This window comes from Streptomyces sp. CLV115, assembly GCF_038448545.1.
GTDB lineage: Bacteria > Actinomycetota > Actinomycetes > Streptomycetales > Streptomycetaceae > Streptomyces > Streptomyces sanglieri.
The window spans coordinates 1-17,473 of sequence record NZ_JBCEWQ010000076.1 but is presented as its reverse complement, the minus strand read 5'-3'; the positions used below and the strand labels follow the sequence as shown (position 1 = coordinate 17,473).

The window sequence follows — 17,473 nt, the reverse complement described above, 5'->3', positions numbered from 1 at the left end:
CGGCGCCCGACGGGCGGATCGGACGCCGCCACCGTTCACCTTCGGGCCGGTGAGGTGACCGCCCGGCCGAGACACCGGGCGAAACAGGCCCTGGGGGATCCGGAGAGGCGGCCGGACTCACACCCTGCCCCGTCCGCCCGGCCGCGAGACCTCTACCATCATGTGGCGTTTCGTCGTCGGACGCCGATGCCTGCCTGGCCGTGTCCGCCGCCCAACGTCCACGACGTCCGCCGCACAGCGACGGAGTCGGGTATCGAGCAACCGAGGAGAGGAACGTTCATGCGCGCTCGGAGCATCGGGACGGCCGCCGCGACAGCATTGGCGCTGGTGGCTGCCCGAGACCTCGTCCAGAAGAAGCACGCACTGCTCAGAAACTTCCCCGTGATCGGCCACGCCCGGTACCTGCTGGAGACGATCGGGCCGGAGCTGCGCCAGTACGTCGTGACGTCCAACGAGGAAGAGCGCCCCTTCAGCCGCGACCAGCGCACCTGGATCTACGCGTCGGCGAAGGAGGAGAACAACTACTTCGGGTTCGGAACCGACGTGGACGTCGAGCACGTGCAAGGGCACGCGTACGTGAAGCAGCGGACGTTCGCCGGCACGCTGCCCGATCTGCACGACCCGCAGGCCCCGCTGCCCTCGGCCAAGGTGCTGGGCGGACCGCGCGGGCGCGCCAAGGCCTTCCGGCCGGCGAGCGTCGTGAACATCTCGGCGATGAGCTTCGGATCGCTGTCCGGCGCGGCCATCACCGCGCTCAACAAGGGCGCGGCGCTGGCCGGCGCGATGCAGAACACGGGCGAGGGCGGCCTCTCGCCGTACCACCGCAACGGCGGTGACCTCATCCTCCAGATCGGGACGTCGTACTTCGGCTGCCGCAACGAGGACGGCACCTTCAGCCTCGACAAGCTCAAGGACGTGGTCGCGGGCGCCCCGGTCAAGGCGATCGAGATCAAGCTCTCCCAGGGCGCCAAGCCGGGGCTCGGCGGGATGCTGCCGGGCGCGAAGGTGACCCCCGAGATCGCCGAGATCCGCGGCATCCCGGCCGGCAAGGACTGTGCCTCCCCCTCCCGGCACACCGCGTTCCACGACGTCGACTCGATGCTCGACTTCGTGGAGCTGATCGCTGCCGAGACCGGTCTGCCGGTCGGGATCAAGAGCGCGGTGGGGGAGATGAGCTTCTGGGAAGAGCTGGCCATGCTGATGGCGCGTGGCGACCGCGGGGTCGACTTCGTGACCATCGACGGTGGCGAGGGCGGCACCGGAGCGGCCCCCCTGATCTTCACCGACTCGGTGTCGCTGCCGTTCCGGATGGGCTTCTCCCGCGTCTACAGCACGTTCGCGGAGCGGGGGCTCACCGACGACCTCACCTTCATCGGATCCGGCAAGCTGGGCCTGCCCGAGAACGCCGCCGTCGCCTTCGCCCTGGGTGTCGACATGATCAACGTCGCCCGCGAGGCGATGCTGTCCATCGGCTGCATCCAGGCCCAGAAGTGCCACACCGACAAGTGCCCCACCGGCATCGCCACCCAGAACCCGTGGCTGGTGCGCGGTGTCGACGCGCCCTCGAAGGCCACCCGGGCCGCTGTCTACCTGCGCACCCTGCGCAAGGAGCTGCTGAAGGTCTCGGGAGCTGTCGGCGTCGCCCACCCGGCACTCATCACCACCACCGACATCGAGATCATGAACGGCGACTACGACGCCCGCACCCTGGCGAGCGTCTACGGCTACAAGGACGGCTGGGGCGAACTCGGCCCAGAACTCGCCCAGCAGATCACCGCACTGCTCACCACCGAACCGGCGCCTCTCCAGAAGCCTGCCAACGGTGAGTGACGCGTGGCGCGTGACGCGTGACGCGTGATGCGTGGCGGGTGATGAGTGGCGCGTGACGCGTGATGCGTGACGCGTGCTCAGCCCAGGACGTTTGTGACCTCGGCGGGGTCTGTGCCCGGAAGGGGACGGTGCCCTTCGGCCCAGTGGTTGGACCACCCGCAGAGCCCGCACGCGTACCGACCGTCGAGTCCGTGGACTTCCGCGTCGCAGCCGCTGCACCGGGTGGTCGTGATCTCCGGAGTTGCCGCGACGACGCGGGAGGACCAGCCGCACTGGTTGGAACAGATCCAGGACCCGTCAGGGCCCTGGCCGGCGGCTGCGCCGCAGTTTCCACACGTCATGGAGGAGCCTCCTTCGAGGGCGGAGCCGCCGCGAGTACGACGGGGCCGTGGCCAGTCTGGCAGGAGCGCGAGGTGTGGGGGTAGGCCGGACCGGGGCGCGAAGAAGTGTTTTCGGCGCCTCATTCACATCCGATTTTCGTATGGATGCATCAACTGGGGTGCGACCAGGCAGGCAGGGAAGGGCCGGACCAGGAGCACTGTCCGCCGCTGACCGACTGCTCAGAGCCCGGCGCTGCGATGCCGTGGGCTCCGGCGCACCCCCACGTGCCCTGCGGCTCCCCGCACCCCACGCTCCTGCACCCCCACGTACCCTGTTTCCCGTGGTCTCCCGCTTGCATCGTGTCGCCGTCCTTGTGCTTGAGGGTGCGAAGCCGCTCGACGTCGGTATTCCCGCACAGGTGTTCACGACCCGTGCGAGCATGCCGTACGAAGTGCGGGTGTGCGGTGCGGCGCCCGGTCTCGTGGCCGGTGGCGACGGGCTGTCGTACCACGTCGCCCACGGCCTCGACGCGCTCGCGTGGGCCGACATCGTCTTCGTCCCCGGCTACCGGTTCCCGGACCGCGACGACCCCCCGCGCCCGGTGCTCGACGCGCTGATCTCCGCCCACGCCGGGGGCGCGCGGCTCGCCGCGATCTCGACGGGTGCCTTCGCGCTCGCCGCCACGGGACTCCTCGACGGCAGGCGCGCCACGACGCACTGGCACTACACGCGGGCGCTGGCGGCGAAGCATCCGCGCGTTCAGGTCGACGAGAACGTTCTGTTCGTCGACGAGGGCAGCGTGCTGACGTCGGCCGGTGCCGCCTCGGGCATCGACCTGTGCCTGCACATTCTGCGCGGCGACCTCGGAGTGGCAGCGTCGAACCACGCGGCCCGGCGCCTGGTCGCGGCCCCCTACCGCAGCGGCGGTCAGGCGCAGTACGTGCCGCGCAGCGTGCCCGAGCCACTGGGGGAGCGGTTCGCCGCCACCCGCGAATGGGCGCTGCATCGGCTCGGCGAGTCCCTCACCCTCGAAGCGCTCGCCCGGCACGCGGCGGTCTCGCCGCGCACGTTCTCACGGCGCTTCGTCGAGGACACGGGGTACACGCCGATGCAGTGGGTCATGCGCGCCCGCGTCGACCTGGCCCGCGAACTGCTCGAACGCTCGGAGCGGAGCGTCGAGCAGATCGCCACCGACGTCGGTCTGGGCACCGGTGCCAATCTGCGGCTGCACTTCCAGCACATCCTCGGCACCACGCCGAGCGAGTACCGGCGCACGTTCACACAGGGCGAGTAGCCCGCACCACGTGGCGTGATCCTTTTGAACCGTGGCGATCACGCCGCTGTCACGGGCGGATGCGGCACGCGAGGCTGATGGCGAACCGAAGGGACACCACTCATGACTCGCATCGCCGTCAACGGATTCGGCCGCATCGGACGCAATGTGCTGCGCGCGCTGCTCGAACGCGACAGCGCTCTCGAAGTCGTTGCCGTCAACGACCTCACGGAGCCCGCCACCCTCGCCCGGCTGCTCGCCTACGACACGACGGCCGGCCGGCTCGGCCGCCCGGTGACCGTCGACGGGAACGCCCTCGTCGTGGACGGCCGTCGCATCACGGTGCTCGCCGAACGCGAACCGGCACAGCTGCCGTGGGCCGAGCTCGGCGTGGACATCGTGCTCGAAGCGACCGGCCGCTTCACGTCGGCCGAGGCCGCCCGTGGCCACCTGGACGCGGGTGCGAAGAAGGTGCTTGTCAGCGCGCCGTCGGACGGCGCCGATGTCACGCTGGCGTTCGGGGTCAACACGGATGCGTACGACCCGGTCGCGCACACCATCGTCTCGAACGCCTCGTGCACGACCAATGCGCTGGCGCCGCTGGCCTCGGTGCTCGACGACCTCGCCGGCATCGAGCACGGCTTCATGACGACGGTGCACGCCTACACGCAGGAGCAGAACCTGCAGGACGGTCCGCACCGCGATGCCCGCCGCGCCCGCGCCGCCGCCGTCAACATCGTGCCGACCACGACGGGCGCCGCCAAGGCCATCGGCCTCGTGCTGCCGAACCTCGCCGGCAAGCTGTCCGGCGACTCGATCCGCGTGCCGGTCCCGGTGGGCTCGATCGTCGAACTCAACACCACCGTCAGCCGCGACGTGACGCGCGACGACGTGCTGGCGGCGTACCGGGCGGCGGCCGAGGGGCCGCTGGCCGGTGTGCTTGAGTACTCGGACGACGCGCTCGTGTCGTCCGACATCACGGGCAATCCGGCTTCGTCGATCTTCGACTCGGCCCTCACCCGCGTCGACGGCCGCCACATCAAGGTGGTCGCCTGGTACGACAACGAGTGGGGCTTCTCGAACCGCGTGATCGACACCCTCGAACTCCTCGCCGCCCGCTGACCGGACGCCGGGGCGGCCTCCACCTCCGGAGGCCGCCCCTTCCGCCCGGACGGTCCCGCGCACACCGTGGGCCCCGTCCGGGCGTCACGGCGTTTCACCCACCCGACGCCCGCACCGCCGTGGTGCGCGAACCGCAAGTGGACGCGCTGCTCGTCGGGCAGCGTTCCCCCGCTCAGTGGGGGACAAATGATGTGCTCGGCACAACCGTTGCCGGACAGCCTGGCCGACCGTGGACATGGGACGTGCTGATCAACAGCTCCGCCTGATCGCCGAGGCCGTGCAGATTGCCGGGGCCCTTGGCCTCCCGGTGTGGCTTCGCGGTGGGTGGGCCGTGGACTTCTTCCTCGGCGAGATCACCCGGGACCACGAGGACATCGACTGGTTCGCACAGGCGGACGATGCCGGGGACCTGGCACGAGCGCTGCTGCAGCACGGCTATGAGCCGGTCCCGGGGTCGCCGCCCGATCTGCAGCTCGATTTTGTCAAGAACGGTCTGGAGAGCAGCTTTACGCTCCTGGACCGGGATGCGGCCGGCCGTGTGGTGGTGGCCGGAGGCCTCTGGGCCGGTGCGCCCTGGCCCGAAGGAATGCTCGACGCCGGGCCGGGCCGCATCGGTGGTCTGCGATGCGCGATCATCGGTCCGCGGGCCCAGATCGAGATCAAGCGAATGACGCCCGTCTGGGATCCTTCCCGGCCCCGGCGGACCAAGGACGGCGAGGACATCGCGCGTCTGGAGGCGGCCCTCCGCGCACGGGGCGAAACGGCCTGAGCCAGGGCCCGGACATCGGCCGTCCGCTGCTGCTGGAGGCGGGGGCGGGGGCGGAGGCGGCGGGCGGCCTGAAGCTGCCATGGACGAGCTGGGGGCGGCTGTCGGCAACACACGGACCGGCGCCGAAGGTACGCACTTGTGCGTATGACGGACCCCTACTTCCCCTCTCACCGCCGTGCCATCCTGCCACCGGGGCCCGCAGACCACGGGCCGAAGGAAAACGGGGAGAGATCGATGCTGCGCAAAATCGCCACCCTCGCCTCCGTGTGCGCACTGCTCACCGGCCTGAACGTCGCCGGCACCGCGTCGGCCGCCGCACCCGACGGGGAGTCCCGGGCCGCGACCTTCGCGGCTCAGGCCCACAAGGAAGGCCTCACCGACGCGGAAGCCGCTGCCCTTCAGCACCGGGTGGACGACTACCTGACCACCATGGGCGGGGAGCAGATCGCGGCGAACAAGATCGACCTCGGCGGCGGGAGCTCCGTCGTGGTCACCCTGCCCGGGGAGAAGCGCGCACGGGAACTCACCGGGACGAAGAAGATCCTCGACAGCTGCAACAGCAAGACCTTCTGCGCCTTCCAGAACTCGCAGTGGTGGGGCGACCAGATCCAGATGGTCAGCTGCTCGGACTACATGATCCCGTGGACCACCGTCGGCTCCTGGATCAACAATCAGACCACCGGGACCGTCGCTCAGTTCAAGGACAACACCGCGACGGTCCGATGGGTCGACGGCGGAGCCTTCGCCGAGGACGACACGGCCGACTGGAGCTGGGTGCTCTACGTGAACAACTGCCGGTGAGCGGCCCGGTGACCGCCCCCGGTGTTCAGAGGGCGGTCCGGAGCCCACTCGACTCCCGGTGAAAGGGGCAGGGAGTCGACAGGAGCCCGCTCAGCCGGGCGCGGTGCACGGTGGAGAGCCGGTCGCGGGTACCGAGTTTGCGGTAGATGCGCTCGATGTGTTTGTTGACCGTGCGAGCGGTGATGCCGAGCCGCCGTCCGATCGCGGCGGCGGTGAGGGCGTCCGCGAGGAGCAGCAGCACCGTCGTCTCACGGGGAGTCAGCCCGTACGGCGCAGCGTCCGCCGGCACGGGCGCGCGGCAGTCGTGACAGCCCGACACGACAGCCGCACCGGCGCGCCACTGGCCGAGCAGGACGCGCTGCCGGTCCACAGCCGTCAGGAGCGGCTGCACCTCGGCGCCATAGGCGAGGGCCGCCGGGCCGAAGCCCGCGTCCGGCCGGAACAGAATGTAGCCGCGTACGGGGGAGTGGACGCCGGGCAGCGGGATTCCGAAGGCGAAGCGCCCTCCAGGGGTGAAGCGGCGCACATCACGCAGGTGCTGGAGACGGCCCAGCGCATCCGCCTGCCGGGGGGCGGAATCTCCCGTCGAGGCGTAGTGCTCGGCGAACGGGCGGCCGATCCTGATGAGCCGGCGGGCCTGCGGATGGTCGAAGACGGATCGCGCCGCCGGTGCCGTGACGATGGACATCGCGCCTTCGTCCGGCTGCCAGTCGCTCTCCTTGCTCACGGCGGCTTCCGCGTCGCAGGCCCGCAGCAGCTCCGTCAGGACGAGGGTGTGCAACGCGTCGGGATCGCGTTCGTGCATGATCTGCACAGCCAGGTCCCGCATCCCGCGCAAGTGCGCCGCCGTGCCGGTCATCGTCCCGCTCCCTGTCTCGACCGCTTCACCGCCGGATCCCGCGTCCGTGCCGCAGGTGCGCACCCGCTCGCCGTCCGGCACAGCGGGGGCGCCGTTTCCATTGTCGGCGGGCGCGGGACGGGCCGGCACGGATACGGAGGCACTTGACTGGCCGGCACGGGGTCACGGACCGGAGATCTGGACGGCGGCGAGTCAGGAATCGATGCGGAACGAGTACAGGCCGAGAGCGGTGAAGTACGCGTCGCGGCCGCTGATGTGGATCTCCGAGGAGATCCGGGCTTCGTCCTCGCCCCACGGCAAGGCGGACGGATCCCTCAGCGCCACCTCCCAGCGCGGCCTTCCCGTACGGGAGTCGAGAGCCAGGAGCTTGCTCGGATGGGACCTCCCCGCGTAGACGGTGTTCCCGACGACGGCGACTCCCTCGGTGCCCGCACCGATCTCGCACCGCCAGCGCTGCTTGCCCGTCCTCGCGTCCAGGGCGTAGAGAAACCGGTCCTGGCAGTGGACGTAGACGGCGTTGCCCCGCACGTGGACGTCATTGATGCCGCCTCCGAGCCGACGCTTCCAGCGCTGCCGGCCCGACGCGGCCTCCAGGGCGTGCACCCAGTGCTCCTCAGTGCCCAGACAGACCGTACCGCCGTGGACGGAGGGCGAGCCGCTGGTCGTGTCGCCGGTGCCGGAGAACTTCCAGCGGGGCCTGCCCGTGGAGCAGTCCACGGCGTGCAGTACGCCCTTGTTGGTCATGGCGAAAACGGTGCCCGCCGCGACGGGGGTCCGGCCCGTGGGCATGCCCTCCCCCGTCTGGAAGCGCCAGCGGTGGCGGCCGGTGGCGGGGTCGAAGCCGTACAGGTAACCGTCCGTGGCGCGGGCGTAGACGAGTTTGCCGCCCGCCGCCACCGAGACCCCTCCGAGACTGGCCAGCTGTACGGACCAGCGGCGGCTGCCGTTGGCGACATCGACCGCATGGAGCCTGCCCTCCGAACTCGCCGCGAAGACCGTGCCGCCGAGGACCGCGGGTTGGTCCGCCATGTGACCCTCCGCGGTGTAGGCCCACCGCTGGCGGCCGGTGGCCGCGTCGACCGCGTACAGGTCGCTGTTCTTGTGACTCCCGAGATAGAGCGTGCCACCCGCCATCGTCGCGTCGCCCATTTCGCTGCCCGGTGCGAAACGCCAGTTCTGCCGCGGGTCCGGCGGCTCCTCCTGGAGGACTCCGGCCAAGGTGTAGGCCCCGGCTCCGGTCGCCGACAACGCCGCGAGGCCGATCAGCAGCTTTCGGCGGGGCAGCCGCCGGCGACCGGAGCCCGCCGGCGGTGAAGAGCCCTGAAGGAGGGTCGGGTCCGGCCGGGGGCCCCGCTGCGACGACGGTTGCGGTCGCGGTCGCGACACCGGCGGCGCGGGCCGTGCCGCGGTACGGGTCCGGGCGCCGTGCACCGGATCGGCGGCCGGGTCCAAGACCGTCGGCTCGTAACTGATCTGCTCGGCGGCCTCCCTGCTCCGGCGGGCGATCTCCGCGGCGAGCACGGGTGGCGGCCAGGGCGGCGCGCCGCCGGGCAGACCGGCCAGCGCGGTCTCCAGCCCCGCCGGTGTGGGGCGTTCGGCGGGATCCCGGGCCAGACAGGCGCGCAGCAGATCGGCCACGGGCGGATCGATACCCGTCAGGTCCGGTTCCTCGGACAGGACCCGGACATCGACGGCCGCCGGGTGGCCCGTGCCGTACGGCGACTGCCCCGACGCCGCGAACGCCAGCACCGCGCCGAGCGCGAACACGTCGGAACGGGCGTCGAACCGGCCGTGCTGCAGGTACTCCGGAGCGATGTATCCGGACGTACCGATGACACCGGTCCGGGTCAGCCGGGTGTCCTCGCGGGCGCGGGCGATCCCGAAGTCGATGATCACCGGGCCGTCGCCGCCCATCATCACGTTGGACGGTTTGAGATCACGGTGCACCAGCCCCGACACATGGATCCGCCGCAGGGCCGCCGCCAGGAGAAGACCGAGCCGGCGCACCTCCAGCGGCCCGTACGCACGGACGGCCTCGCCCAGCGAAGGGCCGGGGACGAATTCGGTGGCCAGCCACGGCGGATTCTCGTCCACCCCGTCGGACAGCACCGCCGCGATCCCGGGGCCGGAGACCCGTGCCGAGGACCGCGCCTCGTGGGCGAACCTGCGCCGGAACTGCTGGTCCTCGGCGTACTCGGGGCGGATCACCTTCACGGCCGCGAGACCGTGTGCGCTCCCCGCTCCGCCGACGCCGAGATACACCAGGCCCATTCCGCCGCCGCCGAGCCTGCGCAGCACCGTGTAAGGGCCGATGTGTTGTGGATCCATACGCCCGGTCATCACCGGCCCGCCCCCTCATGCCTCGCGCATGACTCTACGTCACCCCGCTTCGTGCCAGGGGCTTTTGTACGGTCCGGTGGTGCGGGAGGTCAGCTTCGCAGATAGGTGAGTACGGCGAGGACCCGGCGGTGTCCGTCGGTGGTGGTGGGGAGGTCGAGCTTGGTGAAGATGTTGCCGATGTGCTTGTTCACGGCGGCGGGGCTGATGAACAGCTGGGTGGCGATGGTGCTGTTGGCGTGTCCTTGAGCGATCAGACCGAGGACTTCGTGTTCGCGGGGGCTGAGTGCTTCGAGAGGGTCTTTCCGTATCCGGACGAGTTGCTGGATGACCTCGGGGTCCACGACGGTGCCGCCGTTGGCGATCTGCTCGATCGCGGTCGTGAAGTCCGTCACCGCGGCAATGCGTTCTTTGAGGAGGTAGCCGACCGCGGTCCCGCCCCCCGAGTCGAGAAGGCCCAGGGCGTAGGAGCGTTCCACGTACTGGCTGAGGACGAGTACGGGCAGTCCCGGGAATTCTTCGCGGAGTTGTACGGCGGCCCTGAGCCCGTCGTCGCTGTGGGTCGGTGGCATCCGGACGTCGGTGATGATCAGGTCGGGCTGTTTGGCGCGCGTGGCCGAGATCAGGGAGTCGGAGTCGCCGACCGCGGCGATGATGTCGTGTCCGACGCGCTGGAGCAGCCCGATCAGACCCTCGCGCAGCAGTACGGCGTCTTCTGCCACGATCAGGCGTAGTGACATGGAACCTCCACATGCATCAGCGTGGGACCTCCGGCCGGGCTCGATACCCGTATACGGCCGTCGAGTGCCCGGACCCGGTCGGCCAGCCCGGTGATGCCGGTGCCTGTCTCCGTGTCCACGCCGCCGTGGCCGTCGTCGGTGATGTCGAAGATCAACAGGTCGGCATGGTATCTGCCGCGGACTTCCGCTGTCGCGGCGCCGCTGTGTCTGGCGATGTTCGTCATCGCTTCGTTGAGGAGGTAGTACATGGTCGTTTCGATCTTTCTGGGCAGCCTTTCGGGCAGCCGGAGGTCGACGGTGACGGGGATCGGGAACCGGGCGGCGTAGTCCTCGATCGCGGCTACCAGCCCGTGGTCGGCCAGTACCGGCGGGTTGAGCCCTCGGATCAGGGCCCGCAGTTCCTGGTGGGCGGCGGAGAGCTGGGTCTCTGCCTGGGTGAGCAGTTCGGACTGGGGGGAGTCCGCCGGGGTGTCCAGGCGGAGCATCGCGAGGGTCATTCCCAGGGACACGAGCCGTTGTTGTGCTCCGTCGTGCAGGTCGCGTTCGATGCGTGTGCGTTCCGCGTCGAAGGAGTCGAGCAGGCGGACCTGGGAGGCACGTACTTCGCGCAGCTCCTCGCCGAGTTCCCGGTCGCGTGGCGCCAGGAAGGTGCGGGCCATCGCGGCGCGTGCCCCGGCCCATGAGGTGACCGTGTACGGCGACGCGAGCAGCACGATCGCGCTGAACACCGCCCAGGGCCAGGTCTCGCTGTCCAGCGAGCTGAGGAAGACGGCGGGCACTGCGAAGGTGAAGCCCAGCACGATCAGGTCCAGCCACCACAGTGCGGCCGTCGAGATCAGGGTGAACAGCAGCTCGCGCCAGGTGACCGGTTCCTTGAGCCGGCAGGCGACCCATGCCTTGGCGCCGCGGGCGTCCGGGCGGCGGTGCGGGTCCGGGAGCCGGTCGAGGTCGACCAGCCGCAGGCGGTGGCGTTCGACCGTGGCCACTGTGCTGGAGGCCAGAACGAGACCCACCAGGGGCGCGATCCCGATCAGCACCACCAGCAGCAGGATTCCTGCTGCCAGGCAGACGGCGAGGATCGTCACCGCTGCCGTGCCGAACAGGACACCGCTGACCAGGTAGGCCAGGGACCTCCAGGGCCAGCTCGATGTCAGAAAGCTCATGGGGCGCTGAGCCATGGCCTGCCAGGCCGTTGTGGGACGCATGCGGCCACCGTAGCCCGGGAGTTCGGGTCGCCGGGGTAGTGCCCGCACTACCCCGGAAGTAGCGGGCGGATCAGTGCCCCGCCCCCGCCCCGTGCGGTGGGATCAGGGCATGACGACAACGACACGAACCCTTGTGCAGGACGCGGTCGAACTCCACGGCGTGCGTAAGGTCCACGGCAGCGGTGACCACGCGGTGACCGCGCTGGACAGCATTTCCATCGGCTTCCCCCGCGGTACGTTCACCGCGATCATGGGCCCCTCCGGCTCGGGAAAGTCCACCCTGCTGCAGTGCGCGGCCGGGCTGGACCGTCCGACCGACGGCCGGATCGTTCTCGCGGGAGTCGACATCGGCCGGCAGAGCGAGAAGCAGCGCACCGAACTGCGCCGCAAGCACATCGGGTTCGTCTTCCAGGCGTTCAACCTCGTCGAGTCGCTGACCGCGGCCCAGAACGTGGAACTGCCCTCCCGGTTCGCCGGCCGCCGGGCCGGGTCCGGACAGGTCGCGGAAGCGCTCGCCTCGGTCGGTCTGGCCGAGCGCGCGAACCACCGGCCCAGTCAGCTCTCCGGCGGCCAGCAGCAACGCGTGGCCCTGGCCCGGGCCCTGGTCACCCGCCCCGACGTCCTGTTCGCGGACGAGCCCACCGGCGCCCTGGACACCGTCACCTCCCGCGAGGTGCTGCGCATGATGCGGATGCTGGTCGACCGGGAGGGCCAGACCACCTTGATGGTCACCCACGACCCCGTGGCGGCCTCCGCGGCCGATGTCGTCGTCTTCATCAAGGACGGCCGGATCGCCGGCCGGATCCCGCTGGACAAGGACCCCCAGAACAACAACGCCGCCGTGATCGCCGCTCACATGGCCCGGCTGGAGGCATGATGCTGATCATCGCGAACGTACGCGAACGCTGGTCCGGATTCCTCGGCGCCTTCCTCGCGGTCCTGGTCGGCGTGGCCCTCATCACCACCACCCTGGTCATCTACGACTCCTCCCGCCCCGCCACCCAGCCCCGCTACGCCGGCGCCGCCGCGCTGGTCCTGCCCGAGCAGGCTCTCGACAGGGACGGCAGCCCCGAGGACCGGATACCGTGGAGCCCGGCCGAGGCCGCGCCGATCCGCGCCGCACTGGAGGCCGTCCCCGAGGTCGCCGCCGTCGTGGTGGACCGCTCCTTCTACGCCCAGGCCGTCCGCGGCGACAGACCCGTCACCGACGAGGGCGCCGCGGAAGCCGGCCACGGCTGGGACAGTGCCCGGACGGCGCCCTACCGACTGGTCTCCGGCCGGGCCCCGAGCGGGGACCGGGAGGTCGTCGTCGACCGCGCCCTGGGCGTGGCAGCGGGCAGCACACTGACCGTCAACATCACCCGGGGCCGCACCCAGTTCACCGTCGTCGGCACCGTCGACGGCCCGGGCTACTACTTCAGCGAGGCATTCGCCGCCCGGCAGCAGCCCGGCGTCGGCGTCTTTGCACTGATCGCGGACGAGGGAGCGTCCGGCGCCGCGATCGCCTCCGGCGCACAGCGCGCCCTCGGCGGCAAGGGCACGGTCCTCTCCGGCGACGCCCGCTCCGCACTCCAGCCCCAGTACATCGACCACAAGCGCAACCTCGGCGTCCAGCTCATCGGCGCCATGGCCGTCCTCGGCCTGTTCACCACGGTCTTCGTCGTCGCCTCCATGCTGGTCCTGTCGACCGGCATGCGCCGCCGGGAGATCGGCCTGCTGCGCACCATCGGAGCCGCACCCGGCCAGATCCGCCGCATGATCCTCGGCGAGGCCGCCGTGGTCGGCCTGCTCGGCTCGGCCATGGGCTGCCTGGCCGGAATCGCCGCCGCCCCGCTGCTGCGCGACATCCTCAAGGGGCTGGACGTCACCCCGCCGGGCATGGAGGTCACCGTGGCGGCCTGGCCGCTGCTCACCGCGTCCGCGGTCGGTGTCGGTGTCAGCGTCACCGGTGCCTGGGCCGCGGGCCGCAAGGCCGCGAAGGTCGCCCCGATCGAAGCCCTGCTCGACAGCCGCCCCGCCAACAACGGTATGGGACGGGGCCGTTGGATCGCCGCGCTGTCCGTCCTCGGCCTGGGTGTCGTCCTCGCCATCGCGACCGCGACCACCGGCGCCGACAGCCGTATCACCATGGCGCTCTTCGCGACCATGACGCTCATCGTCGCCGCCGCCCTGCTGGCCCCCGCCCTCGTCGGCCCGGCCGGCCGCCTGCTGACCGCCCCCTTCGGCAAGCGCGGTTCGGCCGCCGCCGTCCTGATCCGCGGCGAACTCACCGCCAACTCCCGCCGCGCCGCTTCCCTGGCGGCCCCGGTGATCGCCGCCGTCGGCTTCGCGGTCCTGCTCAGCGGGGTGGTGGAGACGATGCGGGTGGCCTATCCGGCGGGCGAGGCCCTGAAGGTCGCCGGACAGACGATCGTCACCCCCGACGGCACCCCCGGCAACACCGACGAGGTCGTCGCCGCGAACCCGGTCGGCAAGGCTGCCCTGCCGACGCGCGCCTTCGTCGGTGAGCAGCGGACCGTCCTGGACGTGCTGGGCACCCGTGATGCCCGGTGGAGCCGGCCGGGCGAGGCCGTTCTGGGCCGGCGCACCGCGTCCGAACTGGGCCTGAAGCAGGGCCAGAGCGTCCCGGTCCGGTTCGCCGACGGCGCGAGCGTCCGTCTGAAGGTCGGCCGCGTCCTGCCCGACGACCCGGCCCGCGGTGACTTCGTGGTCGCCCGCGACCTCGTCCGGGCCCACGACCCGGCCGCGCTCACCGACGACATCTTCGTCCCGGCGGGCAGCAGCGCCTCCGCGACGGTCCCGGGCACCGCCCGGCACGACGCCCTGCGGTACGCCCTCGACGACTACAACACCGATGCCAGGCTCACCGACAGCCTGGCCGCCATGCTCATCGTCATCGCCGTCGGCTACAGCGTGATCGCCGTCGCCAACAGCATGGCCATGGCGGCCCACGGCCGCCGCCGTGACTACGCGGTGATGAAGTCCGCCGGCGGCACCGTCCGCCAGCTCCTCGCGGTGGCCGCCGGTGAGACCGCCCTGCTGGTGGTCGTCGGAGCCGGCCTCGGTGTCCTGGTGACGCTGCCCCCGCTGGCGGGAATGGCCTCCGGACTCTCCCAGGCCACCTCGTCCGCCGTCAGCCTGCACCTGAACGGCGCAGCCATCACCACGGCGATCACCGGCACCCTGGCCGCGGCAGTCCTGGCGGGGGTGATGGTCACCGGGAAGACACTGAGGAAGTCCGCCTAGCCACCACGCCGGTGAGAGCGCCCGCCTGATCACGATGAACCAGCAGCGCAGTACAGGGAGGAGGTGAAGGGAACGAACGACCGCGGCGGGCAAGGGAAATGAGAAGGCGGCTGAGGGGAACACCCCGCAGCCGCCTTCCCACGTCGTCCGCGTACGCCTGCTCGCGCACACCGTCCGCGTACGCCTGCCCACACCGTCTGCGCGCACTGTCCGCGTACGCCTGCCCACACCGTCTGCGCGCACTGTCCGCGTACGCCTGCCTGCGCGTACCGTCTGCGCACACCCTCCTCGCACGCCCGCCTGCACGTGCCGTCCGCATGCGCCTGACATGCCTGTCCCCGCAGGCCCGGCCGTCAGACACGGCCGCCAGGTACGGCCGTCAGACACGGCCGTCAGGTACGGCCGGCCCGCGTCCCGCTGTGCGGCAGCCCTGCCGGTCGCCGCAGTCAACGAGCGGCTGTGACCGGCACGGTTGCCGCGCCCCCGCCGCCTACAGAGCGATCCAGTAGCGGCGCTTGATGCCGGCCTTGGTCGTGCGGACGTCCTCCAGGACGCCGCCGTTGCGCTCGATGCTGCGGGCGGAGCCGGCATTGTCGTCGTCGCAGGTGACGAGGACCCGCCCCAGCCCCATCGCACGCGCCTCGGGCAGAACCGCGCCGAGGGCCCAGGTCGCCAGGCCGCGCCTGCGGGCGGAGGGCCGGATGCTGTAGCCGATGTGACCGCCGGCGTCGAGCAGAAAGGCGTTCAGGCGGTGCCGGAGATCGATGGCCCCCAGGTAGGTGTCGTCCTCCACGATCCACCAGTGGGTGGCGTGGACGTGCCCCTCTCCCAGCGCAACCGAGCTGTCCGACTGCTGCCGCAGCTTCTCGACCCATGCCGAGAAGACCTCGGGGTCGTCGAGACCGGCTTCGGGGGCGAGGCGCAGGCCGGCCCCGTCCTGGTGGGCTCCTGGCGTCCACTCGTCACGCGCTGCGAGCCAGGAGGAATGAAGTCGCCCCGTGGGTATGGTCAGTTCGGGCATGCGGGCGACCTTAGCACTCGCCCGCCCCCTGCGATCAGGCACTTTGCACCGGCCCGGACCCAGGGCCGCTCACGCGTCGGCAGACGACGCCGGGAGGGTCACAGGGGCAACGGGCCGAGATCTTCGGCGACCTCGGCGAAGTCGCGGATCGAGGGGGTCTCGCCGCTGGTGCGCCAGCACAGTGCCCAGCGGCTGAGCGGGGCGTCGTGGATGGGGACGTAGGCGATGTCGGGCCGGGCGTAGTAGCGCAGCGCGTGGGCGTGCGCGGGGCAGACCGCCTCCCCGCTGCTGACGATGGCGAGCAGCTGCGTGCCGTCGACCGCGGACGGCCCTCTGGGAATCGGCCGTCCGCTGGGTGTGTGCGCGGGTATGAGCGACTCGCGCCAGTAGTCGGGCGCGGCACCGGTCAGGACGGCTTCGTCGGCGAGGTCTTCGTAGGACACGGAGCGACGCGAGGCCAGTCGGTGGGTGGAGGACACGCACAGCACGACGGGCTCGGTACAGACCACCGGGCCCACGGTGAGGTCCGGTTCCCGGATGGGGAGCCAGGCGAGCAGCACGTCGATCGTGTCGCGGCGCAGGGCGGAGAAGGGGTCGTTGTAGCCCACGGCGCGGATCTGCACGGTGCAGCCGGGGTGGCGGGACGCGAACGTGGTGAGCAGCGGCCGTAGGTCCTGGCTGTTGCTGGACGTCATGCCCAGGCGCAGTACCGCACTCTTTTCCCTCGCCGACAGGGCGGCCCGTTCCAGACTGTGCTGCAGACCGCGGTGGACGGGGAGCAGATCGTCATAGAGCTGCCGGCCGAGGGGGGTGAGGCGGACATGGTGACTGGTGCGGTCGAAGAGCACTCCGCCGATACGGCGTTCCTGCTTCTTGATCGCCTGGCTGACCCGGGCCGGCGAGACGTGCAGCCGTTCGGCGGTCCGGCCGAAGTGCAGCTCCTGAGCGAGCGCCAGGAAGATCTCGATGTCCCTGATCTCCACGTTGCCCCCGCTTTGTTCGCCGCTCCTCGTCCGCGTTAACCGCCAGGTTAACGGGCCCTGCGAAAAGTGCTGTTGCCGGTGTTTTCCGCACGGCCGATGGTTGGGCCGGGAAGAGCGCGGCCGTAGACGCGCCCTCGATGTGGTGCCGAACCAGGAGGACGTTCCATGAAACATCTGCAGACCGGTGTGCTGATCGCCGCGACTCTCTCCGCCGGGCTCATGGCCGGGCTGTTCGCGGCCTTCGCCTATGCGGTGATGCCCGGTCTGGCCAAATCGTCCGACCACACGCTCGTCGAGGCGATGCAGAACATCAACAAGGCCATCCTCAACCCGGCCTTCATGCTCCCGTTCATGGGCGCGATCCCCCTTCTCGGTCTCGCCGTCGTGCTGGCCTGGCGCGGCCACGGCCGCTCCGCGCTGCCCTGGCTGATCGCCGCGCTGGTCCTGTACCTGGTGGCCTTCATGGTCACCAGCGGCGTCAACGTTCCCCTCAACGACCAGCTCGCCCGCGCCGGTGACCCCGCGCATGCCGGTCAACTTGCGGCAGTCCGCGCGGACTTCGAGAACAAATGGGTCATGTGGAACACCGTCCGCGCGCTCCTGCACACCGCGGCGTTCGCCTGCCTGGTCTGGGCGCTGTTCGTGCACGGTGCGCATCAGCCGAACGAGAGCAGGCACACCGGCGCGTCCGCGCGGACTCCCGCTCCGGTGTTCCACACCGGCCATCCCCCGTTCGCGCAGCACCCGCAGGAATCGCAGCCCCACTGCGCCCCGTTCGCGTCCCCCGCGCCCGGCCCCGAGGCCGGAACCCGGGCCTAGAGGCTGTCCGACCCTGATCCGCCGGACAGGCCCTGGGGCCTCTCGTCCGGATCGTGCCGGCTCGTGGCCCGGTGCCGCGCCCGGACGAAAGGCCCCGGCGCCCGGCGGCCGTGGCTCCCGCCCCGGCCGCCGGGGCGCCGCCGCGTG

Annotated in this window: 14 protein-coding genes; 8 read left to right on the top strand and 6 right to left on the bottom strand. The window is 71.0% G+C overall.

What is annotated here, in order from left to right; translation table 11 throughout:
- Positions 1-279: 279 nt before the first annotated feature.
- The 5 genes from AADR41_RS24465 to AADR41_RS24445 all read left to right on the top strand — a co-directional run bounded on the left by AADR41_RS24465 (position 280) and on the right by AADR41_RS24445 (position 6,116).
- Positions 280-1,830: an FMN-binding glutamate synthase family protein gene (locus AADR41_RS24465; protein WP_342283547.1), complete on the top strand. Its 1,551-nt coding sequence runs from the start codon at positions 280-282 to the stop codon at positions 1,828-1,830.
- A gap of 661 nt (positions 1,831-2,491) precedes the next feature.
- Positions 2,492-3,445, top strand: a complete 954-nt coding sequence (locus AADR41_RS24460) for a GlxA family transcriptional regulator (protein WP_342283546.1) — start codon at positions 2,492-2,494, stop codon at positions 3,443-3,445.
- A gap of 102 nt (positions 3,446-3,547) precedes the next feature.
- Positions 3,548-4,546 (top strand): type I glyceraldehyde-3-phosphate dehydrogenase, encoded by a 999-nt coding sequence (gene gap / locus AADR41_RS24455; protein ID WP_342283545.1) that lies wholly within the window; start codon positions 3,548-3,550, stop codon positions 4,544-4,546.
- A gap of 235 nt (positions 4,547-4,781) precedes the next feature.
- Entirely contained in the window at positions 4,782-5,315 is a 534-nt protein-coding gene (locus tag AADR41_RS24450) for a nucleotidyltransferase domain-containing protein (protein ID WP_342283544.1), read from the top strand.
- 234 nt (positions 5,316-5,549) lie between these two features.
- Positions 5,550-6,116: a hypothetical protein gene (locus AADR41_RS24445; RefSeq protein ID WP_342283543.1), complete on the top strand. Its 567-nt coding sequence runs from the start codon at positions 5,550-5,552 to the stop codon at positions 6,114-6,116.
- Between the two features lie 25 nt (positions 6,117-6,141).
- On the opposite strand, the gene AADR41_RS24440 is transcribed toward AADR41_RS24445, so the two are convergent.
- The 4 genes from AADR41_RS24440 to AADR41_RS24425 form a co-directional block, all read right to left on the bottom strand.
- Entirely contained in the window at positions 6,142-6,975 is an 834-nt protein-coding gene (locus AADR41_RS24440; protein ID WP_342283542.1) for a helix-turn-helix transcriptional regulator, read from the bottom strand.
- A gap of 192 nt (positions 6,976-7,167) precedes the next feature.
- Complete coding sequence (locus AADR41_RS24435) at positions 7,168-9,303, bottom strand: outer membrane protein assembly factor BamB family protein (protein WP_342283541.1); 2,136 nt, start codon at positions 9,301-9,303, stop codon at positions 7,168-7,170.
- A 101-nt stretch (positions 9,304-9,404) separates the two neighbouring features.
- Positions 9,405-10,052 (bottom strand): response regulator transcription factor, encoded by a 648-nt coding sequence (locus tag AADR41_RS24430; protein WP_342283540.1) that lies wholly within the window; start codon positions 10,050-10,052, stop codon positions 9,405-9,407.
- On the bottom strand, positions 10,037-11,257 hold the full coding sequence (locus tag AADR41_RS24425; protein WP_342283539.1) for a sensor histidine kinase: 1,221 nt from the start codon (positions 11,255-11,257) through the stop codon (positions 10,037-10,039). The genes AADR41_RS24430 and AADR41_RS24425 overlap by 16 nt, the downstream gene beginning before the upstream one ends.
- Positions 11,258-11,366: 109 nt before the next feature.
- Here AADR41_RS24425 and AADR41_RS24420 point away from each other — a divergent pair, with 109 nt between their 5' ends.
- Together AADR41_RS24420 and AADR41_RS24415 are read left to right on the top strand one after the other, a co-directional pair.
- The gene (locus AADR41_RS24420) at positions 11,367-12,134 is read left to right on the top strand and encodes an ABC transporter ATP-binding protein (protein ID WP_342283538.1); all 768 of its coding nucleotides are present in this window, start codon (positions 11,367-11,369) and stop codon (positions 12,132-12,134) included.
- Positions 12,131-14,503: an ABC transporter permease gene (locus AADR41_RS24415; RefSeq protein WP_342283537.1), complete on the top strand. Its 2,373-nt coding sequence runs from the start codon at positions 12,131-12,133 to the stop codon at positions 14,501-14,503. Before AADR41_RS24420 ends, AADR41_RS24415 begins: the two co-directional genes overlap by 4 nt.
- A gap of 490 nt (positions 14,504-14,993) precedes the next feature.
- Here AADR41_RS24415 and AADR41_RS24410 read toward each other — a convergent pair whose 3' ends face one another.
- Entirely contained in the window at positions 14,994-15,524 is a 531-nt protein-coding gene (locus AADR41_RS24410; RefSeq protein ID WP_342283536.1) for a GNAT family N-acetyltransferase, read from the bottom strand.
- A 98-nt stretch (positions 15,525-15,622) separates the two neighbouring features.
- Positions 15,623-16,507, bottom strand: coding sequence for a LysR substrate-binding domain-containing protein (locus AADR41_RS24405; RefSeq protein WP_342283535.1), 885 nt, complete (start codon positions 16,505-16,507; stop codon positions 15,623-15,625).
- A gap of 165 nt (positions 16,508-16,672) precedes the next feature.
- On the opposite strand from AADR41_RS24405, the gene AADR41_RS24400 reads away from it, so the two are divergent.
- Positions 16,673-17,326 carry an anthrone oxygenase family protein gene (locus tag AADR41_RS24400; RefSeq protein ID WP_342283534.1) on the top strand — a complete coding sequence of 218 codons (654 nt, stop codon included), beginning with the start codon at positions 16,673-16,675 and terminating at the stop codon, positions 17,324-17,326.
- The last annotated feature ends 147 nt before the right edge of the window (positions 17,327-17,473 follow it).